Origin of the sequence: Pseudonocardia sp. WMMC193, from assembly GCF_021728735.1 — a bacterium.
Taxonomy (GTDB): domain Bacteria; phylum Actinomycetota; class Actinomycetes; order Mycobacteriales; family Pseudonocardiaceae; genus Pseudonocardia; species Pseudonocardia oroxyli.
This window is the reverse complement of the sequence record NZ_JAKKDO010000003.1, coordinates 5,967,209-5,989,206: the sequence shown is the minus strand read 5'-3', so window position 1 is coordinate 5,989,206 and position 21,998 is coordinate 5,967,209. Positions and strand designations below refer to the sequence as shown.

35 protein-coding genes are annotated in these 21,998 nt (G+C 68.5%); 1 reads left to right on the top strand and 34 read right to left on the bottom strand.

Going from position 1 to position 21,998, the window contains the following annotated elements; all coding sequences use genetic code 11:
* Nucleotide 1: 1 nt before the first annotated feature.
* From L3X23_RS30755 to infA, 6 genes are all read right to left on the bottom strand, one after another.
* A complete protein-coding gene (locus L3X23_RS30755; RefSeq protein WP_093077039.1) occupies nt 2–1,048 on the bottom strand; it encodes a DNA-directed RNA polymerase subunit alpha in 1,047 nt (348 codons plus the stop codon).
* A 108-nt stretch (nt 1,049–1,156) separates the two neighbouring features.
* The gene (rpsD, locus tag L3X23_RS30750) at nt 1,157–1,762 is read right to left on the bottom strand and encodes a 30S ribosomal protein S4 (RefSeq protein WP_237196650.1); all 606 of its coding nucleotides are present in this window, start codon (nt 1,760–1,762) and stop codon (nt 1,157–1,159) included.
* Between the two features lie 20 nt (nt 1,763–1,782).
* The gene (gene rpsK, locus L3X23_RS30745) at nt 1,783–2,190 is read right to left on the bottom strand and encodes a 30S ribosomal protein S11 (RefSeq protein WP_093077035.1); all 408 of its coding nucleotides are present in this window, start codon (nt 2,188–2,190) and stop codon (nt 1,783–1,785) included.
* Nucleotides 2,190–2,570 carry a 30S ribosomal protein S13 gene (gene rpsM, locus L3X23_RS30740; RefSeq protein WP_093077032.1) on the bottom strand — a complete coding sequence of 127 codons (381 nt, stop codon included), beginning with the start codon at nt 2,568–2,570 and terminating at the stop codon, nt 2,190–2,192. The genes rpsK and rpsM overlap by 1 nt, the downstream gene beginning before the upstream one ends.
* Nucleotides 2,571–2,765: 195 nt before the next feature.
* Nucleotides 2,766–2,879 carry a 50S ribosomal protein L36 gene (gene rpmJ / locus L3X23_RS30735; protein WP_015883600.1) on the bottom strand — a complete coding sequence of 38 codons (114 nt, stop codon included), beginning with the start codon at nt 2,877–2,879 and terminating at the stop codon, nt 2,766–2,768.
* A 28-nt stretch (nt 2,880–2,907) separates the two neighbouring features.
* On the bottom strand, nt 2,908–3,129 hold the full coding sequence (gene infA / locus L3X23_RS30730; RefSeq protein ID WP_010228514.1) for a translation initiation factor IF-1: 222 nt from the start codon (nt 3,127–3,129) through the stop codon (nt 2,908–2,910).
* Between the two features lie 228 nt (nt 3,130–3,357).
* Between infA and L3X23_RS30725 the strand changes: the two genes are divergently transcribed.
* Nucleotides 3,358–4,608, top strand: a complete 1,251-nt coding sequence (locus L3X23_RS30725; protein WP_237196648.1) for an MFS transporter — start codon at nt 3,358–3,360, stop codon at nt 4,606–4,608.
* A gap of 72 nt (nt 4,609–4,680) precedes the next feature.
* On the opposite strand, the gene map is transcribed toward L3X23_RS30725, so the two are convergent.
* The 28 genes from map to rpsL all read right to left on the bottom strand — a co-directional run bounded on the left by map (nt 4,681) and on the right by rpsL (nt 21,979).
* Nucleotides 4,681–5,481, bottom strand: a complete 801-nt coding sequence (gene map, locus L3X23_RS30720; protein ID WP_255735750.1) for a type I methionyl aminopeptidase — start codon at nt 5,479–5,481, stop codon at nt 4,681–4,683.
* A gap of 38 nt (nt 5,482–5,519) precedes the next feature.
* A complete protein-coding gene (locus tag L3X23_RS30715) occupies nt 5,520–6,065 on the bottom strand; it encodes an adenylate kinase (RefSeq protein WP_237196646.1) in 546 nt (181 codons plus the stop codon).
* A gap of 138 nt (nt 6,066–6,203) precedes the next feature.
* Nucleotides 6,204–7,511: a preprotein translocase subunit SecY gene (gene secY, locus L3X23_RS30710; protein WP_093077023.1), complete on the bottom strand. Its 1,308-nt coding sequence runs from the start codon at nt 7,509–7,511 to the stop codon at nt 6,204–6,206.
* A gap of 125 nt (nt 7,512–7,636) precedes the next feature.
* Nucleotides 7,637–8,086: a 50S ribosomal protein L15 gene (rplO, locus tag L3X23_RS30705; RefSeq protein ID WP_093077020.1), complete on the bottom strand. Its 450-nt coding sequence runs from the start codon at nt 8,084–8,086 to the stop codon at nt 7,637–7,639.
* Nucleotides 8,086–8,277, bottom strand: a complete 192-nt coding sequence (gene rpmD, locus L3X23_RS30700) for a 50S ribosomal protein L30 (protein WP_093077017.1) — start codon at nt 8,275–8,277, stop codon at nt 8,086–8,088. Before rpmD ends, rplO begins: the two co-directional genes overlap by 1 nt.
* On the bottom strand, nt 8,277–8,915 hold the full coding sequence (gene rpsE, locus L3X23_RS30695) for a 30S ribosomal protein S5 (protein WP_093077015.1): 639 nt from the start codon (nt 8,913–8,915) through the stop codon (nt 8,277–8,279). The genes rpmD and rpsE overlap by 1 nt, the downstream gene beginning before the upstream one ends.
* Before the next feature lie 31 nt (nt 8,916–8,946).
* Nucleotides 8,947–9,351: a 50S ribosomal protein L18 gene (gene rplR / locus L3X23_RS30690; protein WP_093077012.1), complete on the bottom strand. Its 405-nt coding sequence runs from the start codon at nt 9,349–9,351 to the stop codon at nt 8,947–8,949.
* Nucleotides 9,351–9,887: a 50S ribosomal protein L6 gene (gene rplF, locus L3X23_RS30685; protein ID WP_237196644.1), complete on the bottom strand. Its 537-nt coding sequence runs from the start codon at nt 9,885–9,887 to the stop codon at nt 9,351–9,353. The genes rplR and rplF overlap by 1 nt, the downstream gene beginning before the upstream one ends.
* A gap of 14 nt (nt 9,888–9,901) precedes the next feature.
* Nucleotides 9,902–10,300: a 30S ribosomal protein S8 gene (rpsH, locus tag L3X23_RS30680; RefSeq protein ID WP_093077008.1), complete on the bottom strand. Its 399-nt coding sequence runs from the start codon at nt 10,298–10,300 to the stop codon at nt 9,902–9,904.
* 185 nt (nt 10,301–10,485) lie between these two features.
* Complete coding sequence (locus L3X23_RS30675; protein WP_093077005.1) at nt 10,486–10,671, bottom strand: type Z 30S ribosomal protein S14; 186 nt, start codon at nt 10,669–10,671, stop codon at nt 10,486–10,488.
* 4 nt (nt 10,672–10,675) lie between these two features.
* Nucleotides 10,676–11,239, bottom strand: coding sequence for a 50S ribosomal protein L5 (gene rplE / locus L3X23_RS30670; RefSeq protein ID WP_093077003.1), 564 nt, complete (start codon nt 11,237–11,239; stop codon nt 10,676–10,678).
* On the bottom strand, nt 11,239–11,568 hold the full coding sequence (rplX, locus tag L3X23_RS30665) for a 50S ribosomal protein L24 (protein WP_093077000.1): 330 nt from the start codon (nt 11,566–11,568) through the stop codon (nt 11,239–11,241). The genes rplE and rplX overlap by 1 nt, the downstream gene beginning before the upstream one ends.
* A 1-nt stretch (nt 11,569) precedes the next feature.
* A complete protein-coding gene (gene rplN, locus L3X23_RS30660) occupies nt 11,570–11,938 on the bottom strand; it encodes a 50S ribosomal protein L14 (protein WP_093076997.1) in 369 nt (122 codons plus the stop codon).
* Complete coding sequence (gene rpsQ / locus L3X23_RS30655) at nt 11,935–12,207, bottom strand: 30S ribosomal protein S17 (RefSeq protein WP_237196642.1); 273 nt, start codon at nt 12,205–12,207, stop codon at nt 11,935–11,937. Before rpsQ ends, rplN begins: the two co-directional genes overlap by 4 nt.
* Complete coding sequence (gene rpmC / locus L3X23_RS30650; protein ID WP_093076991.1) at nt 12,204–12,440, bottom strand: 50S ribosomal protein L29; 237 nt, start codon at nt 12,438–12,440, stop codon at nt 12,204–12,206. Before rpmC ends, rpsQ begins: the two co-directional genes overlap by 4 nt.
* Nucleotides 12,440–12,859 (bottom strand): 50S ribosomal protein L16, encoded by a 420-nt coding sequence (rplP, locus tag L3X23_RS30645; protein ID WP_093076989.1) that lies wholly within the window; start codon nt 12,857–12,859, stop codon nt 12,440–12,442. The genes rpmC and rplP overlap by 1 nt, the downstream gene beginning before the upstream one ends.
* Nucleotides 12,860–12,862: 3 nt before the next feature.
* Nucleotides 12,863–13,696, bottom strand: coding sequence for a 30S ribosomal protein S3 (gene rpsC, locus L3X23_RS30640; protein WP_093076986.1), 834 nt, complete (start codon nt 13,694–13,696; stop codon nt 12,863–12,865).
* Nucleotides 13,696–14,118 carry a 50S ribosomal protein L22 gene (rplV, locus tag L3X23_RS30635; RefSeq protein WP_093077470.1) on the bottom strand — a complete coding sequence of 141 codons (423 nt, stop codon included), beginning with the start codon at nt 14,116–14,118 and terminating at the stop codon, nt 13,696–13,698. The genes rpsC and rplV overlap by 1 nt, the downstream gene beginning before the upstream one ends.
* Nucleotides 14,119–14,157: 39 nt before the next feature.
* On the bottom strand, nt 14,158–14,439 hold the full coding sequence (gene rpsS, locus L3X23_RS30630) for a 30S ribosomal protein S19 (RefSeq protein WP_020622935.1): 282 nt from the start codon (nt 14,437–14,439) through the stop codon (nt 14,158–14,160).
* A gap of 15 nt (nt 14,440–14,454) precedes the next feature.
* Complete coding sequence (gene rplB, locus L3X23_RS30625; protein ID WP_093076984.1) at nt 14,455–15,288, bottom strand: 50S ribosomal protein L2; 834 nt, start codon at nt 15,286–15,288, stop codon at nt 14,455–14,457.
* Nucleotides 15,289–15,304: 16 nt separating this feature from the next.
* The gene (rplW, locus tag L3X23_RS30620) at nt 15,305–15,604 is read right to left on the bottom strand and encodes a 50S ribosomal protein L23 (RefSeq protein WP_093076981.1); all 300 of its coding nucleotides are present in this window, start codon (nt 15,602–15,604) and stop codon (nt 15,305–15,307) included.
* Nucleotides 15,601–16,278 carry a 50S ribosomal protein L4 gene (gene rplD, locus L3X23_RS30615; protein ID WP_237196640.1) on the bottom strand — a complete coding sequence of 226 codons (678 nt, stop codon included), beginning with the start codon at nt 16,276–16,278 and terminating at the stop codon, nt 15,601–15,603. The genes rplW and rplD overlap by 4 nt, the downstream gene beginning before the upstream one ends.
* Nucleotides 16,278–16,931: a 50S ribosomal protein L3 gene (gene rplC / locus L3X23_RS30610; protein ID WP_093076973.1), complete on the bottom strand. Its 654-nt coding sequence runs from the start codon at nt 16,929–16,931 to the stop codon at nt 16,278–16,280. Before rplC ends, rplD begins: the two co-directional genes overlap by 1 nt.
* A gap of 7 nt (nt 16,932–16,938) precedes the next feature.
* Nucleotides 16,939–17,244, bottom strand: coding sequence for a 30S ribosomal protein S10 (gene rpsJ, locus L3X23_RS30605; RefSeq protein WP_003938093.1), 306 nt, complete (start codon nt 17,242–17,244; stop codon nt 16,939–16,941).
* 419 nt (nt 17,245–17,663) lie between these two features.
* On the bottom strand, nt 17,664–18,857 hold the full coding sequence (gene tuf, locus L3X23_RS30600) for an elongation factor Tu (protein WP_093076970.1): 1,194 nt from the start codon (nt 18,855–18,857) through the stop codon (nt 17,664–17,666).
* Nucleotides 18,858–18,987: 130 nt separating this feature from the next.
* A complete protein-coding gene (fusA, locus tag L3X23_RS30595) occupies nt 18,988–21,090 on the bottom strand; it encodes an elongation factor G (protein WP_093076967.1) in 2,103 nt (700 codons plus the stop codon).
* A gap of 44 nt (nt 21,091–21,134) precedes the next feature.
* A complete protein-coding gene (gene rpsG, locus L3X23_RS30590) occupies nt 21,135–21,605 on the bottom strand; it encodes a 30S ribosomal protein S7 (RefSeq protein WP_093076965.1) in 471 nt (156 codons plus the stop codon).
* Nucleotides 21,605–21,979: a 30S ribosomal protein S12 gene (gene rpsL / locus L3X23_RS30585; protein WP_093076962.1), complete on the bottom strand. Its 375-nt coding sequence runs from the start codon at nt 21,977–21,979 to the stop codon at nt 21,605–21,607. Before rpsL ends, rpsG begins: the two co-directional genes overlap by 1 nt.
* Nucleotides 21,980–21,998: the final 19 nt, after the last annotated feature.

Here is a 21,998-nt window from a genome sequence, read left to right as displayed (position 1 = left end):
CTTACAACTGCTCCGTTTCTGCGTAGTCCTGGCCGTCGTCGCCGAACGGGTCGGCGTCGTAGCCACCGTCGCTGCCGTAGTCGGAGGCAGCGGCGGACGGGTCGAACCCGGGCGGGCTGTCCTTCAGGGCGAGGCCGAGGCCGACGAGCTTCATCTTGACCTCGTCGATCGACTTCGCGCCGAAGTTGCGGATGTCCAGCAGGTCCGCCTCGCTGCGCCCGACGAGCTCACCCACGGTGTGGATGCCCTCGCGCTTGAGGCAGTTGTACGACCGGACCGTGAGGTCCAGCTCCTCGATCGGCATCGCGAAGGCCGCGATGGTGTCCGCCTCCTGCGGCGACGGACCGATCTCGATGCCCTCGGCGTCGACGTTCAGCTCGCGGGCGAGGCCGAACAGCTCGACGAGGGTCTTGCCCGCCGACGCCAGGGCGTCCCGCGGGCCGATGCTGGGCTTGGTCTCGACGTCCAGCACCAGCTTGTCGAAGTCCGTGCGCTGCTCGACACGGGTGGCCTCGACCTTGTAGGTCACCTTGAGCACCGGCGAGTAGATCGAGTCGACCGGGATGCGGCCGATCTCGGCGCCGGTGGCCTTGTTCTGCATGGCCGGGACGTAGCCACGACCCCGCTCGACGACGAGCTCCACCTCGAGGCGGCCCTTGTCGTTCAGCGTGGCGATGTGCAGGTCCGGATTGTGCACGGTGACGCCGGCCGGGGGGACGATGTCCCCCGCGGTGACCGCGCCGGGGCCCTGCTTGCGCAGGTACATCGTGACCGGCTCGTCCTCCTCGGAGGAGACCACCAGCTCCTTGAGGTTCAGGATGATGTCGGTGACGTCCTCCTTCACCCCCGGGACCGTGGTGAACTCGTGGAGCACGCCGTCGATGCGGATGCTGGTCACGGCCGCGCCCGGGATGGACGACAGCAGCGTGCGGCGCAGCGAGTTGCCCAGCGTGTAGCCGAAGCCGGGCTCGAGCGGCTCGATGACGAACCGCGACCGGGTCTCGGTGACCGAGTCCTCGGTGAGGGTGGGGCGCTGAGAGATCAGCACGGTGTGACTCCTTCGTAGGCCGCGACACCCACTATTTGATGCCGCAGTGAGCCCCCCGCCCCACTGCAGGGCGGGGGGACCGGACGCACGCGCCCGGGGGATACAGCCCTACTTCGAGTAGAGCTCGACGATCAGCTGCTCGGTGACCTGCGTGTCGATCTGCGCCCGCTCCGGGAGCTGGTGCACGAGGATCCGCAGGGTCGACGGCACGACCTGCAGCCAGGCCGGCACCGGACGGTCGCCGACGAGCTCCTTGGCGATCACGAACGGGTCCAGCGCCAGGCTCTTGGGCTTGACGTCGATGATGTCGTACTGCGAGACGCGGAAGCTGGGGATGTTCACCTTCTGGCCGTTGACCAGGAAGTGCCCGTGGTTCACCAGCTGGCGCGCCATCCGCCGGGTGCGCGCGAGGCCCGCCCGGTAGACGACGTTGTCCAGCCGCGACTCGAGGATGCGGAGCAGCTCGTCACCGGTCTTGCCGGAACGGCGGTTCGCCTCCTCGTAGTAGCTGCGGAACTGCTTCTCCAGCACGCCGTAGGCGAAGCGCGCCTTCTGCTTCTCCTGCATCTGCAGGAGGTACTCGGTCTCCTTGATCCGGATCCGGCCGTGCTGGCCGGGCGGGTAAGGGCGACGCTCGAACGCCTGGTCGCCGCCGACGAGGTCGACCTTCAGTCGGCGGGACTTGCGAGTCATGGGTCCGGTGTAACGAGCCATGAGTTGTTACTCCCTTTCCCTTAGACCCGGCGCCGCTTGGGCGGGCGGCATCCGTTGTGCGGCTGGGGGGTGACGTCCGAGATCGTCCCGACCTCGAGGCCTGCGGCCTGGAGCGAGCGGATCGCGGTCTCGCGGCCCGAACCCGGGCCCTTGACGAAGACGTCGACCTTCTTCATGCCGTGCTCGGCCGCCTTGCGGGCGGCGGACTCGGCGGCCATCTGCGCCGCGAACGGCGTGGACTTGCGCGAGCCCTTGAAGCCGACGTGACCGGCCGAGGCCCACGCGATGACGGCACCGGTCGGGTCCGTGATGGACACGATGGTGTTGTTGAACGTCGACTTGATGTGGGCGTGGCCCAGCGCGACGTTCTTCTTCTCCTTGCGGCGGACCTTCTTGGGTCCCGCCGCACCACGGGTGCGGGGCGGCATTACTTCTTACCTGCCTTCTTCTTACCGGCGACCGTCTTCTTCGGGCCCTTGCGGCCGCGCGCGTTGGTCTTGGTGCGCTGGCCACGGACCGGAAGTCCGCGACGGTGCCGGATGCCCTGGTAGCACCCGATCTCGATCTTGCGACGGATGTCGGCCTGGACCTCGCGGCGGAGGTCACCCTCGACGCGGAGGTTCGCCTCGATGTACTCGCGGAGCGAGGCGAGCTGCTCGTCGGTCAGGTCCTTGCTGCGCAGGTCCTTGCTGATGTCCGTCGCAGCCAGGATCTCGAGGGAGCGGGAACGCCCGATCCCGTAGATGTAGGTCAGTGCGACCTCCATCCGCTTGTCGCGGGGGAGATCGACACCAGAGAGTCGTGCCATGCGGCTGGTGTCTCCTTGTGTCGTGCCGGGTACTCCCGACGGCCGTCCCCACTGACTAGGTGGGGCACCGGCCCGGTTCCGGAGGTGTCACCGCAACTCGTGTGTCGCGGCAGGTCCGTCGGGTTCCTCTGTGTCGCCTGGTCGGACCCTGACAAGCAGGTCCTGTGTTGAGCAGCTTTCCGCGAAAGCGGGAGATCAGCCCTGACGCTGCTTGTGGCGCAGGTTCTCGCAGATCACCATGACCCGCCCGTGACGGCGGATCACCTTGCACTTGTCGCAGATCGGCTTGACGCTCGGCTTGACCTTCACGTCTGTCGATCCTTCTGGTCGTGAGTCGTCACTTGTAGCGGTAGACGATGCGGCCGCGGGAGAGGTCGTACGGAGAGAGCTCCACGACCACCCGGTCCTCAGGGAGGATTCGGATGTAGTGCTGCCGCATCTTCCCGCTGATGTGCGCGAGGACTCGGTGCCCGTTCTCCAGCTCCACGCGGAACATCGCGTTCGGCAGGGGTTCGACGACCCGGCCCTCGACCTCGATCGCCCCGTCCTTCTTGGCCATAGCCTCCGCGTTCCGTGACAGGTTTCCTGTGGGTGGTGCAGGCACGCAGGGCAGCGGGGGCGGGACCAGAGGGCACGAGACACGACCGGAACCGGCGCCACACGGCGCGCCGATGGTCCAGTGTACGTGTGCTTGACGGCACGTGCGCAGAGGGGGTACGCGCGCACGGGACCGAGGGGGATCGGCGGGGAATCGGCTTGACCTCGACCCCGGTGCAGGTGGTCCAGTATGCCCGTGACGACCGGTACGTCCCGCCTCCCCCGCGCGCTGCGCCCCTTCCGGCACCGCGACTACGCGCTGCTCGCCGCGTCCATGGCGGCGAGCCTGTTCGCGAGCGGGTTGTGGATCGTCGCGCTCGTCTACCAGGTCATCGAGCTCGGCGGCGGGCCCGCGCAGCTGTCGCTGGTGAGCGCGGCGGCGGCCACCGGGCTGCTGCTGTCGGTGCTGCTGGGCGGGGTGGCCGCGGACCGGATGTCCCGACGGCTGCTGCTCCGCCTCGTCGAGACCGTCCGGATCGCGATGGCCGGGCTGGCCGCCGCGCTCGCCCTGACCGGCACGCTGGAGCTGTGGAGCCTCGCCGCCGTCGCGTTCGTGGTCGGCGCGGCCGAGGCGTTCTTCTTCCCCGCCTACTCCGCCATCCTCCCCACGCTGCTGCCCGCCGACGAGCTGCTGGCGGCCAACGGCCTGGAGGGCATCCTGCGCCCGGTCGCGATGTACGCGGCGGGGCCCGCGCTCGCGGGTGTGCTGGTCGCCGGGTTCGGGCCGGGGTACGCCCTCGGCGGCGCCGCGGCGGGCTACCTCCTCGCCCTGGTCCCGCTGCTGGTCATGCGGGTGCCGCCGGAGACCGAACGCGAGCCGTCGTCGGTCCTGGCCGACCTCGGCGAGGGGTTCCGCTACTTCCTGCACACCGGCTGGCTGTTCGCCACGCTGCTGTTCGCCGTGCTCCTCGTGCTGCTGGTGATCGGGCCGATCGAGGTGCTGCTGCCCTTCGCCGTCCGGGACCAGACGGCGTCCGGGCCGGGCGGGTACGCCCTGGTGCTCGCCCTGTTCGGGGCGGGCGGCGCGGTGGGTTCCCTGCTCGCCAGCGTCGGCCGCATGCCGCGCCGCTACCTGACCGTGATGATCCTGCTGTGGGGCGTGGGCGGGGTCCCGCTGGCCCTCGTCGGGTTCGCCGACCGGCTGTGGACGATGGGCGCGATCGTCGCCGTCGTGGGTGCCGCGCACGGCGCCGCGATGGTCATCTGGGGCACGCTGCTCCAGCGTCGGGTCCCGCCGCACCTGCTCGGCCGGGTCTCCAGCCTGGACTTCTTCGTGTCCCTGGCCCTGATGCCGGTGTCGACCGCGCTCGCGGGCCCGGTCGGCGAGGCCGTCGGCATCCCGACGACGTTCCTGCTCGCCGGTCTCGTGCCCCTCCCCCTGGCCGTCCTCGCCCTGCTGATCTGGCGCCTGCCGAAGGACGAGCTCGCCCACCCCCTGTGACCTGCGCCGCCGGCACTCGTGAGTGGTAAGTGGTGCTGGAGCACCACTCGCCGCTCACAGGCGGCGGAGCCGCTACGCCGGGAGGGTCAGGACGCTGTGGCCGCTCTCGGTGACGGCGACGGTGTGCTCCCAGTGCACCGCGCGCGAGCCGGACTCCGTGACGACCGTCCAGCCGTCGTCGAGCTCGCGGGTCTCCGGGTCGCCCGCGGTCAGCATCGGCTCGATCGCCAGCGCCATGCCGGGGACGAGCTTGGGGCCCTTGCCCGGCTCACCGTGGTTGGGCAGGAACGGGTCCATGTGCATCGAGGTGCCGATGCCGTGGCCGCCGTACTCGGCGACGATCCCGTAGTCCGCCCGGTCCGCGATGGCGGCGGCCTTGCAGGCCTCCTGGATCGCGTAGGAGATGTCGGTGAGACGCCCGCCGGGGCGGACCGCCTCGATGCCCGCCCACATCGCGGCCTCGCAGGCCTTCGACAGGGCCAGGTCGGCCTCGGACACGCTCCCGACGGCGATGGTCACGGCCGAGTCGCCGTGCCACCCGTCGAGGATCGCCCCGCAGTCGACGGAGATCAGGTCCCCCTCGGCGAGCACGTCGCTCGCCGAGGGGATCCCGTGGACGATCCGGTCGTTCACCGACGCGCAGATGCTCGCCGGGAAGCCGTGGTAGCCGAGGAAGGACGGGACGGCGCCCGCGTCGCGGATGACCTGCTCGGCCACCGCGTCGAGCTCGGCGGTCGAGACACCGGGCTTGGCCTGCTCCGAGACCGCCGCCAGCGCGGCCGCGACGACCGCCCCGGCCGCGCGCATCGCCTCGATCTCGGTCGGGCTCTTGAGCTCGATGTCGCGCCCCCGCAGTCGTGCCAGCGCGCCCAGCACGCCGCCTCGTCGTCCAGCCAACTCGGTCGGTGCCCCTACTTGTCGAGTGCCGCGGTGACGCGGTCGGTGACCTCAGAGACCTCGCCGACGGCGTCCACCACGACGAGTCGGTCGGCGTAGTACTCCAGCAGCGGCGCGGTCTCGCTGCGGTACACCTGCTGCCGGTTGCGGATGACGTCCTCGGTGTCGTCCGAGCGCCCCCGACCGAGCAGCCGCTGCACGAGCTCCTCGTCCGGGACCTCGAACTGCACGACGGCGTCGATCTCGACGCCGAGGCCCCCGAGGATCTCCGCCAGGGAGTCCGCCTGCGACACGGTGCGCGGGAAGCCGTCGAGGATGAAGCCCTTCGCGGTGTCGGAGTCCGCCAGGCGGTCCTTCACCATGCCGACGGTCACCGAGTCCGGGACGAGGTCGCCCGCGTCCATGTACTTCTTCGCCTCGAGGCCGAGCGGCGTCTCGTCCTTCAGGTTGGCGCGGAAGAGGTCGCCCGTGGAGATGTGGGGGATGTCGAGGGTCTCCGCGAGGCGCGCGGCCTGGGTGCCCTTCCCGGCTCCGGGCGGGCCGACGAGAACGAGTCGCACTGGGTACTCGACCTCCTAGCTTTCTGCTCCTGGGCCACCGACGGTGGCGGCGTACGCGAGTCCCGGAGGCCTGAGGGCCGCGGGCCTGTCGATGATGCAACTTCGACGGCCTGTCGAACAAGGCCCCCTCATCGCACTCTAACGCAGGAAACCCTCGTAGTTCCGCTGCATCAGCTGGCTCTCGATCTGCTTCACGGTGTCCAGTCCGACCCCGACCATGATCAGCACCGCGGTGCCGCCGAAGGGGAAGTTCTGGTTCTGACCCGAGCCCGTCACGCCCAGGAAGAAGTTCGGCAGGACCGCGATGATGCCCAGGTAGAGCGAGCCGGGGAGGGTGATCCGGCTGAGCACGAAGTTCAGGTACTCCGCGGTCGGACGACCGGGCCTGATGCCGGGGATGAAGCCCCCGAACTTCTTCATCTCGTCCGCCCGTTCCTCCGGGTTGAACGTGATGCCCACGTAGAAGTAGGTGAAGAAGATGATGAGCGCGACGTACAGGAGGATGTGCAGCCAGTTGGACTGGTCGACCAGGTAGGTCTGCACGAACTGCTGGAACCAGCCGCCGTCGTTGCCGACGAGCCGGGCCACGAGGTCCGGCAGGTACAGCAGCGAGGATCCGAAGATCACCGGGATGACGCCCGCCTGGTTGACCTTCAGCGGCAGGTACGTCGACGTGCCGCCGTACATCCGCCGCCCGACCATCCGCTTGGCGTACTGGACCGGGATGCGGCGCTGCCCCTGCTCCACGAACACGACGCTGACGATGATCGCCAGACCGAACACGCAGACGCCCGCGAAGACGAGCGGGCCCGCGTTGTTCAGGATGTTCATGCCCTCGGCGGGGATGCGGTGCGCGATCGAGGCGAAGATCAGCAACGACATGCCGTTGCCGACGCCCTTCTCCGTGACCTGCTCGCCCAGCCACATGACGATGGCCGTGCCCGCCGTCATCACGATGACGATGACCGCGAGGTTGAAGACCGAGTCGTCCGGGATGATGCCCGGGCAGTTGCCCAGCAACGCACCGGAGTTCGCCAGCGACACGATGCCCGTGGCCTGCAGGATCGCCAGGGCGATCGTGAGGTAGCGGGTGTACTGCGTCAGCTTGTTCTGGCCGGACTGGCCTTCCTTCTTCAGCGCCTCGAACCGCGGGATGACCACGGTGAGCAGCTGGATGATGATCGACGCCGTGATGTACGGCATGATCCCCAGCGCGAGGATGGACAGCTGCAGCAACGCGCCGCCGGAGAACAGGTTGATCAGCGAGTAGATGCCCGCGTTCTCACTGCCCTCGACCTGCCGGAGACACTCCTGCACGTTCGGGTAGGACACGCCGGGCGACGGGATGTTCGCCCCCAGCCGATAGACGGCCACGACCCCGAGGGTGAAGAGGATCTTCTTCCGGAGATCCGGGGTCGTGAGGGCCGCCCGGAAAGCGCTGAGCACCTCGGTGATCCTCCTGGTCTGCCCATGAACCTGGGCGGGAACCGACTCTAACAGCGACGACGCCGCCCGTTCGGCGGCCCCTCAGGGGGCCGGACCGTACGGACGGCGTCGCCGGTGGTACTGCCTCAGAGCGCGGTGACGGAGCCGCCCGCGGCCTCGATCTTCTCCTTGGCGGAGCCGGAGAAGGCGTTGGCGGACACGGTCAGCTTGACACCGTCGAGCTCGCCGTTGCCGAGGACCTTGACCGGCTGGCCCTTGCGGACCGCACCGGCCTCGACGAGGGCCTCGGGGGTGACCTCGCCGCCCTTCGGGAAGAGCACGGCCAGGTCGCCGACGTTCACGACCTGGAACTCGGTCCGGAACCGGTTCTTGAAGCCCTTGAGCTTGGGCAGCCGCATGTGCAGCGGCATCTGCCCGCCCTCGAAGGCCGGGGACACGGTCTTGCGGGCCTTGGTGCCCTTGGTACCGCGACCGGCCGTCTTGCCCTTAGAGCCCTCACCACGACCCACGCGGGTCTTGGCGGTCTTGGCCCCGGGGGCCGGACGCAGGTGGTGAACCTTGATCGAGTCGCTCATCAGGACTTCACCTCCTCCACGGTCACCAGGTGACGCACGGTGTTGATCAGCCCGCGGACCTGCTGCGTGTCCGGCCACTCCTGGGACTGGCGGATCTTGCGCAGGCCGAGGGCCTTCAGGGACTCACGCTGGTTGCGCTGCCCGCCGATGGCGGACTTGACCTGCGTGACGATCAGCTTCTTGTCGGCCATCACGCCCTCGCAGCCTGGGCCGCCTCGGCCCGTGCACGCAGCATGGAGGCCGGGGCGACGTCCTCGAGCGGCAGCCCGCGGCGGGCCGCCACCTCCTCCGGACGCTGGATCTGCTTCAGCGCGGCCACCGTGGCGTGCACGATGTTGATCGCGTTGTCCGAGCCCAGCGACTTGGAGAGGATGTCGTGGATGCCCGCGCACTCCAGCACCGCGCGGACCGGGCCACCGGCGATGACACCGGTACCGGGGCTGGCCGGGCGCAGCATGACCACGCCCGCCGCCGCCTCGCCCTGGACCCGGTGCACGATCGTGCCGCCGATGCGGGGGACGCGGAAGAAGTTCTTCTTCGCCTCCTCGACACCCTTGGCGATCGCGGCCGGGACCTCCTTGGCCTTGCCGTAGCCCACGCCGACGAGACCGTCGCCGTCGCCGACGATCATGAGGGCGGTGAAGCTGAAGCGACGACCACCCTTCACGACCTTGGCGACACGGTTGATCGTGACGAGTCGCTCGATGTACGGGGTCTTGTCCTGGGCCGCCCCGCCACGGCCTCCGTCACGGCGGTCCCGACGGTCGTTGCCACCAGAGTTCTGGCCGCCGCCGGGTCCACCGCCCTCGCGCCGCGTACGTCCCGGCATCAGACGGTCCCTTCCATCTCGAACTTGTGCATCAGAACTTCAGGCCTCCCTCGCGGGCGGCGTCGGCGAGGGCCGCGATCCGACCGTGGTAGCCGAAGCCACCGTGGTCGAACACGACCGCCTCGACGCCTGCGGCCTTGGCCCGCTCGGCGATGAGCTCGCCGACCTTCGCGGCCTTGGCCTTCTTGTCGCCCTCGAGGGCGGCGACGTCCGCGTCGAGCGTCGACGCGTGGGCCAGCGTGTGGCCCGCGACGTCGTCGATCAGCTGGACGTGCAGGTGGCGGGAGCTCCGCTTGACCGCGAGGCGCGGACGGGCGGGGCTGCCGCTGATCTTCTTGCGCAGCCGGGCGTGCCGGCGGGTGACCCCACGCCGACGGGTGGCGGACACCCGCGAACCGGTGCGCTTCTTGGCGTTCGCAGAAATCGTCTCGGCCATCACTTACCCGTCTTCCCGACCTTGCGGCGGACGTTCTCGCCGGCGTACCGCACGCCCTTGCCCTTGTAGGGCTCCGGCTTGCGGATCTTGCGGATGTTCGCCGCGGTCTCGCCGACCAGCTGCTTGTCGATCCCGGAGACCGAGAACTTGGTCGGCGACTCGACGGCGAAGGAGATCCCCTCGGCCGGCTCGACGACGACCGGGTGCGAGAAGCCCAGGGCGAACTCGAGGTTCTGACCCTTGAGCGCCACGCGGTAACCGACGCCGACGATCTCGAGCTTCTTCTCGTAGCCCTTGGTGACGCCCTCGACGAGGTTGTTCACCAGGGTGCGGGACAGGCCGTGGTAGGCCTTGGTCTTGCGCTCGTCGTCAGGCCGCTTGACCTGCACGACGCCGTCCTCGAGCACGACCGTGATCGGCGCGATGACGGTGTGGGACAAGGTGCCCTTCGGGCCCTTGACGGTGACGGTCTGGCCGTCGATCTTCACGTCGACACCGGCCGGAACGGTGATCGGCAGCTTCCCGATGCGGGACATTCGCTACTCCCCTCTCACCAGACGTAGGCGAGGACTTCCCCGCCCACGCCGCTCCGGTACGCCTGCTTGTCGGTCATGAGGCCCTGGCTCGTCGAGATGATCGCGATGCCCAGGCCGCCGAGGACGCGCGGCAGGTTGGTCGACTTCGCGTAGACCCGCAGGCCCGGCTTCGAGACCCGGCGGAGCCCGGCGACGCTGCGCTCGCGGTTCCGGCCGTACTTCAGCTCGACAACCAGGGACTTGCCGACCTCGGCGTCCTCGGTGTGGTGGCTCGCGATGTAGCCCTCCTTCTGCAGGATCTCCGCAATGGCGACCTTCAGCTTGGAGTGCGGCATCGTGACCTGGTCGTGATAGGCCGAGTTCGCGTTCCGCAGACGCGTGAGCATGTCTGCGATCGGATCGGTCATCGTCATAGTCGGTGTCTCTTCCCCGCCGTGGTTCCCCGGCTCGGGCCGGGGCCTACGGCGACTCATGCCACTTCGTGGCCTGTGAGTGGCGAGTGGCGCTCTCGCGTCACTGATCACTCACAGGGTAGTTCTGGTTGTGAGTGGTCAGTGACGCGGTAGCGTCACTCGCCACTCACAGGCAGCTTGCTGCCTTACCAGCTGCTCTTGCGGACGCCCGGCAGCTCGCCGGCGTGGGCCATCTCGCGGACGCACACGCGGCACAGGCCGAACTTGCGCAGGACCGCACGCGGACGCCCGCACTTCTGGCAGCGGGTGTAGCCGCGCACCTTGAACTTCGGGGCCTTGGCGGCCTTGATCTTGAGCGCCTTCTTCGCCATCTGCTCAGTTCTCCTTGAAGGGGAAGCCGAGGCGGCGCAGGAGCGCCCGGCCTTCCTCGTCCGTGGTCGCCGTGGTCACGACGGTGATGTCCATGCCACGCGGCCGGTCGATCGAGTCCGGGTCGATCTCGTGGAACATGCTCTGCTCCGTGAGACCGAAGGTGTAGTTGCCACGCCCGTCGAACTGCGTGCCGGACAGGCCACGGAAGTCGCGGATGCGCGGCAGCGCGATGGTGAGCAGCCGGTCCAGGAACTCCCACATCCGGTCGTTGCGGAGGGTGACCTTCGCGCCGATCGGCATGCCCTCGCGCAGCTTGAACTGCGCGATGGACTTCGTGGCCCGGCGGACCTGCGGCTTCTGGCCGGTGATGGTGGCCAGGTCCCGCACGGCACCGTCGATCAGCTTCGAGTCACGGGCGGCGTCTCCGACACCCATGTTCACGACGACCTTGACGACGCCCGGGATCTGCATGACGTTGCCGTAGGAGAACTGCTCCTGCAGCTCGCCCTTGATCTCGTCGAGGTAGCGCTGCTTGAGGCGCGGGTTGACCTTCTCAGCGGTGGTCATCAGATCTCCTTCCCGGACTTGCGGGAGATCCGGACGCGACGGGCCTTCGCGCCGTCCTCGCCCTCGACCAGCTTCTTGCCGACGCGCGTCGGCGTGCCGTCCGAGTCGACGACCATCACGTTCGAGACGTGGATGGGCGCCTCCTGGGTGACGATCCCGCCGGACTGCGCGCCCCGCTGGTTCTGGCTCACCCGCGTGTGCTTCTTGATCCGGTTCACGCCCTCGACGAGGACCCGGTCACGCTCGGGGTAGGCCTGGATGACCTTGCCCTTGGCGCCCTTGTCCTTGCCGGCGATGACGAGAACCGTGTCGCCCTTCTTGACCTTCATCTCACAACACCTCCGGGGCGAGGGAGATGATCTTCATGAACTTCTTGTCGCGAAGCTCGCGACCGACCGGACCGAAGATGCGGGTCCCCCGCGGCTCGCCGTTGTCCTTGATCAGGACGGCGGCGTTCTCGTCGAACCGGATGTAGCTGCCGTCCGGACGACGCTTCTCCTTGACGGTGCGGACGATGACGGCCTTGACGACGTCACCGCGCTTCACACCGGCGGCCGGGATCGCGTCCTTCACGGTGGCGACGATGGTGTCGCCGATGCCCGCGTAGCGCCGCGCCGAACCGCCCAGCACCCGGATGCACAGGATCTCCTTGGCACCGGTGTTGTCGGCGACGCGCAGCCGCGACTCCTGCTGGATCACTTCGCCTTCTCCAGGATCTCGACCAGCCGCCACCGCTTGGTGGCGGACAGCGGCCGGGTCTCCATCAGCCGGACGCGGTCGCCGACGCCGGCCGTGTTGGCCTCGTCGTGCGCCTTGACCTTGCTGGTCCGCCGGATGACCTTGCCGTACAGCGGGTGCTTCACGCGGTCCTCGAGGGTGACCACGATGGTCTTGTCCATCTTGTCGGACACGACCAGGCCCTCACGGACCTTCCGCTCCCCGCGCGTCTGCGTCTTCTCGTCGCTCATGCCGCGCCCTCATCGTCGCTCGGTGCGGCCGACAGACCCAGCTCGCGCTCGCGCATGACCGTGTAGATCCGCGCGATGTCGTGCCGGACGGTACGCAGCCGCCGGTTGTTGTCCAGCTGCCCGGTCGCCATCTGGAATCGGAGGTTGAACAGCTCCTCCTTGGACTCCTTGACCCGCAGCACGAGCTCCTCGTCGGTCAGCTCACGCAGCTCGGCAGCAGTGGTGGCCGCCATCAGATGTCACCACCCTCACGGGTCACGATCCGGCACTTCATGGGCAGCTTGTGGATCGCGCGGCGCAGGGCCTCGCGGGCAAGCTCCTCGTTGGGGTAGCTCATCTCGAAGAGCACCCGGCCGGGCTTGACGTTGGTCACCCACTTCTCGGGCGAGCCCTTACCGGAACCCATGCGGGTCTCGGCGGGCTTCTTGGTCAGCGGGCGGTCCGGGAAGACGTTGATCCAGACCTTGCCACCACGCTTGATGTGCCGGTTGATCGCGATACGCGCCGACTCGATCTGGCGGTTGGTGACGTAGGCCGGCTCGAGCGCCTGGATCCCGAAGTCGCCGAACGTGACCCGGGTGCCACCGGTGGACATCCCCGTCCGGTGCGGACGGTGCTGCTTGCGGTGCTTCACCTTGCGGGGGATCAGCATGGCTCAGTTCTCCCCAGAGGTCTCGGCCGGAGCCGCAGGAGCCTCGGTCGCGGTGGCGGTGCCGCCACCGGACTGCTCGGCCGCTGCGCGCCCGGCGTCCGTGCTGGTCGCCGTGGTGCCCGAGGCACCGGAGCGACGGCGGGCCGGACGCTCGCGGCGCGGGCCACGGCCCGGCGCCTCGGCGGCGGCCGGGGCGCCCTCGCGGCGACCGCCGACGACGTCACCCTTGTAGATCCACACCTTCACGCCGATGCGACCGAAGGTGGTGCGGGCCTCGAACAGGCCGTAGTCGATGTCCGCGCGCAGCGTGTGCAGCGGGACGCGACCCTCCCGGTAGAACTCCGAACGCGACATCTCCGCGCCGCCGAGACGGCCGGAGCACTGCACCCGGATGCCCTTGACCTGCGGCGAGCGCATGGCCGACTGGATGGCCTTGCGCATCGCGCGCCGGAAGGCGACACGGTTGGACAGCTGCTCCGCGACACCCTGCGCCACGAGCTGCGCGGTGGACTCCGAGTTCTTGACCTCGAGGATGTTCAGCTGCACCTGCTTCTTGGTGAGCTTCTCGAGGCTGCTGCGGATCCGGTCGGCCTCGGCGCCGCGGCGCCCGATCACGATGCCCGGGCGCGCGGTGTGGATGTCCACCCGCACGCGGTCCCGGGTGCGCTCGATCTCGACCTTGGCGATGCCGGCCCGCTCCATGCCCTTGGAGAGCATGCGGCGGATCTCGACGTCTTCCTTCACGTACTCCGCGTACTGCTTGTCCGCGTACCAGCGCGAGCTCCAGTCCGTGGTGATACCCAGGCGGAAGCCGTGCGGATTGATCTTCTGACCCATCAGCGGGCCCTCCCCTTCGCAGCACCACGACGGGCGGTCTTCGCCGGGGCGGACTCGACCTCGATCGTGATGTGGCTCGTCCGCTTGCGGATGCGGTACGCACGCCCCTGGGCGCGCGGCCGGATCCGCTTCAGCGTCGGGCCCTCGTCGACCATGGCGACGGCGACCACGAGGGTCTCCGGGTCCATGTCGAAGTTGTTCTCGGCGTTCGCCGCGGCGGACGCCACGACCTTCGCCACGGGCTCCGCCGCGGCCTGCGGCGAGTACCGCAGGATCGCGAGGGCCTCGTTCACCGGCAGGCCGCGGACCAGGTCCACGACACGACGGCACTTGGTCGGCGACATGCGCACGAACCGCGCCTTGGCCAGCGCTCGAGCGGGCTCGAGCGCGGCGTCGGCGGTGCTGCTGGCTGTGTCGGCCATGCTGTTCTCCACCTCTCCTTACGCTGCTACTCGGTCCGCTTAGCGCCGACGCGCTTTGCGGTCGTCCTTGATGTGGCCACGGAACGTGCGGGTGGGAGCGAACTCCCCCAGCTTGTGGCCGACCATCGAGTCGGACACGAACACCGGGACGTGCTTGCGCCCGTCGTGCACGGCGATCGTGTGGCCGATCATGTCCGGGATGATGGTGGACCGTCGGCTCCAGGTGCGGATGACGGTCTTCTTGCCGGACTCGTTGAGGGCGTCCACCTTCTTGAGCAGGTGGTCGTCGACGAACGGGCCCTTCTTCAGGCTGCGCGGCATGTCTTACCTCCTGCTCTAGCGCTTCTTGCCGGTACGACGCCGGCGGACGATCAACTTGTCGGACGGCTTGGTGCGGCGGGTGCGGCCCTCGGGCTTGCCCGCGGGGTTGACCGGGTGGCGACCACCGGAGGTCTTGCCCTCACCACCACCGTGCGGGTGGTCGACCGGGTTCATGGCGACACCACGGACGGTCGGGCGCTTGCCCTTCCACCGCATGCGGCCCGCCTTGCCCCAGTTGATGTTGGAGTGCTCGGCGTTGCCCACCTCGCCGACGGTGGCGCGGCAGCGCACGTCGACGTTGCGGATCTCGCCGGACGGCATGCGCAGCTGCGCGTAGGGGCCGTCCTTCGCCACCAGCTGCACGCTCGAGCCGGCCGACCGCGCGATCTTGGCGCCGCCACCGGGGCGGAGCTCGATCGCGTGGATCACGGTGCCGGTCGGGATGTTGCGCAGCGGCAGGTTGTTGCCGACCTTGATGTCGGCGCGGGGGCCGGACTCGACCTTGTCACCCTGCTTCAGGCGGGCGGGCGCGATGATGTAGCGCTTCTCGCCGTCCGCGAAGTGCAGGAGCGCGATCCGAGACGTCCGGTTGGGGTCGTACTCGATGTGCGCGACGGTGGCCGGGATGCCGTCCTTGTCGTTCCGCCGGAAGTCGATCAGGCGGTAGGCACGCTTGTGGCCGCCGCCCTGGTGGCGGGTGGTGACCTTGCCGTGCGCGTTGCGACCGCCCTTGTTGTGCAGCGGACGGATCAGCGACTTCTCCGGCGTGTCGCGGGTGATCTCCGCGAAGTCGGAGACGCTGGAACCGCGGCGGCCGGGAGTCGTCGGCTTGTACTTACGGATACCCATGAGTCAGCTCAATCCCTCAGCTCGCCCGGGCACCGAAGACGTCGATGTCCTTGCTCTCCTCGGAGAGCGTGACGATCGCGCGCTTGGTGTCCTTGCGCTTGCCGTAGCCGGTCTTGGCGCGCTTGCGCTTCCCGGGGCGGTTCAGCGTGTTCACGCTGACGACCTTCACCCCGAAGACCTTCTCCACAGCGATCTTGATCTGCGTCTTGTTCGCGTCCGGGTGGACCAGGAAGGTGTACTGCTTGCCGTCCAGCAGGCTGTAGCTCTTCTCGGACACCACCGGCGCGAGCAGGATGTCGCGCGGGTCGGGGATCACTTGCCCGCCTCCTTCTCCGCGCGCTCGGCACGCTTCGTCTTGACCGCGATCGGGCCGGCCAGGAACGCGTCGAGCGAGGCCTGCGTGAACAGCACGACGTCGTTGACCAGCACGTCGTAGGTGTTCAGCTGGTCCGGCGCGATCAGGTGCACCTCGGGGAGGTTGCGCAGGCTCAGCAGGTTCACCGAGTCGTCCCGGTCGACGACCGCGAGGACCTTGGTGTCGGCGCCCGCGACGGCCGCGAGGGCCTGGCGCGCCGACTTCGTCGACGGGGTGTCCCCCTCGACCAGCCCGGAGACGACGTGGACCAGCCCGGCGCGGGCGCGGTCCGACAGGGCGCCACGCAGGGCGGCGGCCTTCATCTTCTTCGGGGTCTTCTGGGCGTAGTCGCGCGGCGTCGGGCCGTGGACGGTGCCACCGCCCGCGAACTGCGGCGCGCGGGTCGAGCCCTGGCGGGCCCGGCCGGTGCCCTTCTGGCGGTACGGCTTCTTGCCGCCGCCGCGGACCTCGCCCCGGGTCTTGGTGTCGTGCGTGCCCTGGCGGGCGGCCGCCTGCTGGGCGACGACGACCTGGTGCATCAGCGGGACGTTCGCGGTCACGTCGAAGACGTGCTCCGGAAGCTCGGCCGAACCGGTCTTCTCGCCCTTGGCGTCGACCACGTTGACGGTGGCCATTACTTCGCACCACCCTTCGCAGCGCTCTTCACCACGACGAGGCCGCCCTTGGGGCCGGGAACGGCGCCCTTCAGCAGCAGCAGGCCGCGCTCGGCGTCGACGCGGTGGATCTTCAGGTTCTGCGTGGTCTGCCGCGCGACACCCATGCGACCCGCCATCCGCACGCCCTTGAAGACGCGACCGGGGGTGGCACACCCGCCGATCGAGCCGGGCGAGCGGTGCTTGCGCTGGGTACCGTGCGACGCGCCCAGGCCCTTGAAGCCGTGGCGCTTCATGACACCCGCGGTGCCCTTGCCCTTGGTGGTACCGACGACGTCGACGATCGCACCGGGCTCGAAGGCCTCGGCGGTGATCTCCTGGCCGAGCTCGTAGCTCGCCGCGTCGGTCGTGCGCAGCTCCACCGTGTACCGGCGCGGCGTGACGCCCGCCTTGGCGAAGTGGCCCGTCTCGGGCTTGTTCACCTTGCGGGGGTCGATCGCACCGAAGGCGAGCTGGACCGCGACGTACCCGTCCGTCTCCTGCGAGCGGATCTGGGTCACGACGTTCGGCCCGGCCTGGACCACGGTGACCGGAACAACGCGGTTGTTCTCGTCGAATACCTGGGTCATCCCGAGCTTGCGCCCCAGGATCCCGGTGATCTGCCTGTCGCTCATCGGTGCCCTACTGGATGTTGACGTCGACACTGGCCGGCAGGTCGATGCGCATGAGCGCGTCGACCGTCTTCGGCGTCGGGTCGAGGATGTCGATCAGCCGCTTGTGCGTGCGCATCTCGAAGTGCTCGCGCGAGTCCTTGTACTTGTGCGGCGAGCGGATGACGCAGTACACGTTCTTCTCGGTGGGCAGAGGCACAGGGCCGACCACACGAGCACCGGTACGCGTCACCGTCTCCACGATCTTGCGAGCAGACGCGTCGATTGCCTCGTGGTCGTAGGCCTTGAGCCTGATGCGGATCTTCTGTCCCGCCATGGTCGTGGGTCGTCCTCTTCTTCCTGCCGCCGTTGCGGTGTCTCCGGGTGTCCACCCGTCTGGGGAGCCCCGACCAGCTCGCTCGCACCACAAGTGATCGACGCACGGTTCTGCCGTGGCATCCGATGCGGATCTGGTGCGTCCGCGCTCTGTTCACGTCTCACCCAGTGGGCTCCGGTCCACGAGGTCGGGCGTGTCGCCCTACGCTTCGCATACCGGTCCCCGGGACTCCGCTCACCCCCCAGGGGGATCACTTCACTCCGGGGTCGGCACGGCGGGTATGTCACGGAGTATCGGAGGCCGACTTCCGCGTGCGCACCCGTCGCGCGCAACCCGTCAAGGATGCCACACCGATAAATGTGGCCCTCAACCGGGGTGCGGCCCGTGCCCCACCAGGGGGCACGGGCCGCAGAAGGGTCTTACTTGACGATCTTGGTGACCTGGCCGGCGCCCACGGTCCGCCCACCCTCACGGATGGCCAGCTGGAGGCCCTCCTCCATGGCGATGGGCTGGATCAGCTGGACGCTGATCTCCGTGTTGTCGCCCGGCATGACCATCTCGGTGCCCTGCGGGAGGGTCACCACGCCGGTCACGTCCGTCGTCCGGAAGTAGAACTGCGGACGGTAGTTGTTGAAGAACGGCGTGTGACGGCCACCCTCGTCCTTGCCCAGGATGTAGACCTGGGCCTCGAACTCGGTGTGCGGGGTGATCGAGTTCGGCTTCACGACGACCTGGCCGCGCTCGACGTCCTCGCGCTTGATGCCGCGGAGCAGCAGGCCGACGTTCTCACCCGCGCGACCCTCGTCGAGGATCTTCCGGAACATCTCGACACCGGTGACGGTGGTCGTGGTGGCCTTCTCGCGGATGCCGACGATCTCGACGGTCTCGTTGACCTTCACGATGCCGCGCTCGATACGGCCGGTGACGACCGTGCCGCGCCCGGTGATGGTGAAGACGTCCTCGACCGGCATGAGGAACGGCTTGTCGGTGTCGCGCTCCGGCTCCGGGATCGACTCGTCCACGGCGTCCATGAGCTCGAGCAGCTTGCCGCCCCACTCCGCGTCGCCCTCGAGCGCCTTGAGCGCCGAGACGCGGACGATCGGGAGGTCGTCACCCGGGTAGTCCTGCGACGAGAGGAGCTCGCGGACCTCGAGCTCGACGAGCTCCATGATCTCCTCGTCGTCCACCATGTCGGCCTTGTTCAGGGCCACCACGATGTACGGCACGCCGACCTGGCGGGCGAGCAGCACGTGCTCACGCGTCTGCGGCATGGGGCCGTCGGTCGCCGCGACCACCAGGATGGCGCCGTCCATCTGCGCCGCACCGGTGATCATGTTCTTGATGTAGTCGGCGTGACCGGGGCAGTCGACGTGCGCGTAGTGCCGCTTCTCGGTCTGGTACTCGACGTGCGCGATCGAGATCGTGATGCCGCGCTGACGCTCCTCGGGAGCCTTGTCGATCATGTCGAACGCCGAGGCCTCGTTGAGGTCCGGGTACTTGTCGTGCAGGACCTTGGTGATGGCCGCCGTCAGCGTGGTCTTGCCGTGGTCGATGTGACCGATCGTGCCGATGTTGACGTGCGGCTTGGTCCGCTCGAACTTCGCCTTCGCCACTGTGCTGTCCTCCTGGACTTGGTATTCGTACTCCGCCGTGCTGACGGCAGGTCTTGGATTGAGAAGGTGGGGGCCGGGAATTGGCGGAGACCCTACCGATCCCCGGCCCACACCTCGCGAGCGGTCCGGACTACTCGCCGGTCGCCTTCGCGATGATCTCCTTGGCCACGCTCGAGGGGACCTCGGCGTAGCTGTCGAACACCATCGTGTAGTTCGCCCGGCCCTGGGTCCGCGACCGGAGGTCACCGACGTAGCCGAACATCTCCGACAGCGGGACCAGCGCCTTGACGACGCGGGCACCCGCACGCTCCTCCATGGCCTGGATCTGGCCGCGGCGGGAGTTGAGGTCGCCGATGACGTCGCCCATGTAGTCCTCGGGCGTCGTGACCTCGACGGCCATCATCGGCTCGAGGATCGCCGGGGAGGCCAGCCTCGCGGCCTCCTTCAGCGCCATCGAGCCGGCGACCTTGAACGCCATCTCGGACGAGTCGACCTCGTGGTACGCACCGTCGACGAGGGTCAGCTTGATCCCGACGAGCGGGTAGCCCGCGAGGATGCCGTACTGCATGGCGTCCTGCGCTCCGGCGTCCACCGACGGGATGTACTCCCGCGGGATGCGGCCACCGGTGACCTTGTTGTCGAACTCGTAGAGCGCACCGTCGGTCGTGTCGAGCGGCTCCAGGTTGATCAGGACCTTCGCGAACTGCCCCGACCCACCGGTCTGCTTCTTGTGCGTGTAGCTGTACTTCTCGACGGCCTTGCGGATCGTCTCGCGGTACGCCACCTGCGGCTTGCCGATGTTGGCTTCGACCTTGTAGTCGCTCTTCATCCGGTTGACGAGCACCTCGAGGTGGAGCTCGCCCATGCCGGCGATGATCGTCTGTCCGGTCTCGTCGTCCAGGGAGACCTGAAACGTCGGGTCCTCTTCGGCGAGCTTCTGGATCGCGATGCCCAGCTTCTCCTGGTCCGCCTTCGTCTTGGGCTCGACGGCGACCTGGATGACCGGGTCCGGGAAGGTCATCGACTCGAGGACGATGGGCGCCTGCGGGTCGCAGAGCGTGTCGCCCGTGGTCGTGTCCTTCAGCCCGATGACCGCGTAGATGTGGCCCGCGAGGGCCTCGTCCACCGGGTTCTCCTTGTTGGCGTGCATCTGGAAGAGCTTCCCGATGCGCTCCTTGCGGTCCTTGGTCGAGTTGACGACCTGGGAGCCCGCGGCGACCCGGCCCGAGTACACCCGGACGTAGGTCAGCTTGCCGAAGAACGGGTGCGCGGCGATCTTGAAGGCCAGGCCTGCGAAGGGCTCGTCCTTGCTGGGCTTGCGGCTGGCCGGGGTCTCCCCGTCGGTCAGCGTGCCCTCGACCGGCGGCACGTCGTACGGCGAGGGCAGGTAGTCGATGACCGCGTCGAGCATGGGCTGGACGCCCTTGTTCTTGAACGCGGAGCCACAGAGCACCGGGTACGCCGAGCGGTCCTTCACGATCCGGCGGATGCCCGCCTGGATCTGCTCGACGGTCAGCTCCTCGCCACCGAGGTAGAGCTCCATGAGCTCGTCGTCGGTCTCGGCCACGGCCTCGACGAGGGCGGTGTGGTACTCCTCCGCGCGCTCCTTGAGGTCCGCCGGGATCTCCTCGACGGTGTAGTCCTCGCCCTTCTGCACGTCCCCACGCCAGGTGAGGGCACGCATGCGGACCAGGTCCACGACGCCGATGAAGTCGTTCTCCGAGCCGATGGGCAGCTGGATCGGCAGCGGCGTGGCGCCGAGCCGGTCCTTGATGGTGCCGACGGTGAAGTAGAAGTCCGCGCCGAGCTTGTCCATCTTGTTGACGAAGCAGATGCGCGGGACGTCGTACTTGGTGGCCTGCCGCCAGACCTGCTCGGACTGCGGCTCGACCCCCTCCTTGCCGTCGAAGACCGCGACGGCGCCGTCGAGCACGCGCAGCGACCGCTCCACCTCGACGGTGAAGTCGACGTGGCCGGGCGTGTCGATGATGTTGATCTGGTGGTCTTTCCAGAAGCAGGTCGTCGCGGCGGACGTGATCGTGATGCCGCGCTTCTGCTCCTCCTCCATCCAGTCCATCGTGGCCGCGCCGTCGTGGACCTCACCGATCTTGTAGTTGATCCCCGTGTAGTACAGGATCCGCTCGGTGGTGGTGGTCTTACCGGCGTCGATGTGGGCCATGATGCCGATGTTGCGGACCTTGGTGAGGTCCGTCAGCACATCCTGTGCTGCCACTTCTCAGCTCTCCCTAGACCAGGTTGGCGCGGACGATCGGCCCGTCACCAGCGGTAGTGGGCGAAGGCCTTGTTGGACTCCGCCATCTTGTGCATGTCCTCGCGACGCTTGACGCTGGCGCCGAGACCGTTGCTCGCGTCGAGCAGCTCGTTCATCAGGCGCTCGACCATCGTCTTCTCGCGGCGCTGGCCCGCGTAGCTGACCAGCCACCGCAGACCGAGCGTGGTCTGCCGGACGGCACGCACCTCGACGGGCACCTGGTAGGTCGCGCCACCGACACGGCGGCTGCGGACCTCGAGGGCCGGCTTGACGTTGTCCAACGCGCGCTTGAGCGTGACGACCGGGTCGGTGCCGGTCTTGTCCCGGGTGCCCTCGAGCGCGGCGTAGACGATCCGCTCGGCGAGCGAACGCTTGCCGTCCTTGAGCACCTTGTTGATGAGCTGGGTCACCAGCGGCGAGCTGTAGACCGGGTCCGAGACGAGCGGACGCTTGGGAGCGGGGCCCTTGCGAGGCATCAGCTCTTCTCCTTCTTCGCGCCGTACCGGCTACGGGACTGCTTGCGGTTCTTGACACCCTGGGTGTCGAGCGAACCGCGGATGACCTTGTAGCGGACACCCGGAAGGTCCTTCACACGGCCGCCACGCACGAGCACGATCGAGTGCTCCTGCAGGTTGTGGCCCTCACCCGGGATGTACGCGGTGACCTCGATGCCGGAGCTCAGCTTGACGCGAGCGACCTTCCGCAGCGCGGAGTTCGGCTTCTTCGGGGTGGTGGTGTAGACGCGGGTGCAGACCCCGCGGCGCTGGGGCGAACCCTTGAGCGCGGCGGTCTTGGTCTTGCTGACCTTGTCCTCGCGGCCCTTGCGGACCAACTGCTGGATCGTGGGCATGAACCCTCTGTTCTCTTCC

Coding starts and splice junctions, on each gene's coding strand:
- L3X23_RS30675 (WP_093077005.1), bottom strand. CDS start 10,671: ATGGCGAAGAAGGCGCTCAAGATCAAGGCCGCCAAGGCCCCGAAGTTC.
- rplB (WP_093076984.1), bottom strand. CDS start 15,288: ATGGGTATCCGTAAGTACAAGCCGACGACTCCCGGCCGCCGCGGTTCC.
- rplR (WP_093077012.1), bottom strand. CDS start 9,351: ATGGCCGAGACGATTTCTGCGAACGCCAAGAAGCGCACCGGTTCGCGG.
- rpsM (WP_093077032.1), bottom strand. CDS start 2,570: ATGGCACGACTCTCTGGTGTCGATCTCCCCCGCGACAAGCGGATGGAG.
- rpsC (WP_093076986.1), bottom strand. CDS start 13,696: ATGGGTCAGAAGATCAATCCGCACGGCTTCCGCCTGGGTATCACCACG.
- rpmD (WP_093077017.1), bottom strand. CDS start 8,277: ATGGCCGACAAGAAGCTGATCGTCACGCAGGTCAAGTCCGCCATCGGC.
- rpsL (WP_093076962.1), bottom strand. CDS start 21,979: ATGCCCACGATCCAGCAGTTGGTCCGCAAGGGCCGCGAGGACAAGGTC.
- rplO (WP_093077020.1), bottom strand. CDS start 8,086: ATGAGCGACTCGATCAAGGTTCACCACCTGCGTCCGGCCCCCGGGGCC.
- rpsK (WP_093077035.1), bottom strand. CDS start 2,190: ATGCCGCCCCGCACCCGTGGTGCGGCGGGACCCAAGAAGGTCCGCCGC.
- rpmC (WP_093076991.1), bottom strand. CDS start 12,440: ATGGCGGCCACCACTGCTGCCGAGCTGCGTGAGCTGACCGACGAGGAG.
- infA (WP_010228514.1), bottom strand. CDS start 3,129: ATGGCCAAGAAGGACGGGGCGATCGAGGTCGAGGGCCGGGTCGTCGAA.
- rpsE (WP_093077015.1), bottom strand. CDS start 8,915: ATGCCGGGACGTACGCGGCGCGAGGGCGGTGGACCCGGCGGCGGCCAG.
- rplC (WP_093076973.1), bottom strand. CDS start 16,931: ATGAGCGACAGGCAGATCACCGGGATCCTGGGGCGCAAGCTCGGGATG.
- rpsD (WP_237196650.1), bottom strand. CDS start 1,762: ATGGCTCGTTACACCGGACCCATGACTCGCAAGTCCCGCCGACTGAAG.
- rplF (WP_237196644.1), bottom strand. CDS start 9,887: ATGTCCCGCATCGGGAAGCTGCCGATCACCGTTCCGGCCGGTGTCGAC.
- rpsQ (WP_237196642.1), bottom strand. CDS start 12,207: ATGAGCGACGAGAAGACGCAGACGCGCGGGGAGCGGAAGGTCCGTGAG.
- rpsS (WP_020622935.1), bottom strand. CDS start 14,439: ATGCCGCGCAGCCTGAAGAAGGGCCCGTTCGTCGACGACCACCTGCTC.
- rpsH (WP_093077008.1), bottom strand. CDS start 10,300: ATGACGATGACCGATCCGATCGCAGACATGCTCACGCGTCTGCGGAAC.
- rpsG (WP_093076965.1), bottom strand. CDS start 21,605: ATGCCTCGCAAGGGCCCCGCTCCCAAGCGTCCGCTCGTCTCGGACCCG.
- rpsJ (WP_003938093.1), bottom strand. CDS start 17,244: ATGGCGGGACAGAAGATCCGCATCAGGCTCAAGGCCTACGACCACGAG.
- rplE (WP_093077003.1), bottom strand. CDS start 11,239: ATGACCACCGCTGAGAAGGTCAACCCGCGCCTCAAGCAGCGCTACCTC.
- rplV (WP_093077470.1), bottom strand. CDS start 14,118: ATGGCCGACACAGCCAGCAGCACCGCCGACGCCGCGCTCGAGCCCGCT.
- rplP (WP_093076989.1), bottom strand. CDS start 12,859: ATGCTGATCCCCCGCAAGGTGAAGCACCGCAAGCAGCACCGTCCGCAC.
- rplD (WP_237196640.1), bottom strand. CDS start 16,278: ATGGCCACCGTCAACGTGGTCGACGCCAAGGGCGAGAAGACCGGTTCG.
- rplX (WP_093077000.1), bottom strand. CDS start 11,568: ATGAAGGTCAAGAAGGGCGACACGGTTCTCGTCATCGCCGGCAAGGAC.
- L3X23_RS30725 (WP_237196648.1), top strand. CDS start 3,358: ATGCCCGTGACGACCGGTACGTCCCGCCTCCCCCGCGCGCTGCGCCCC.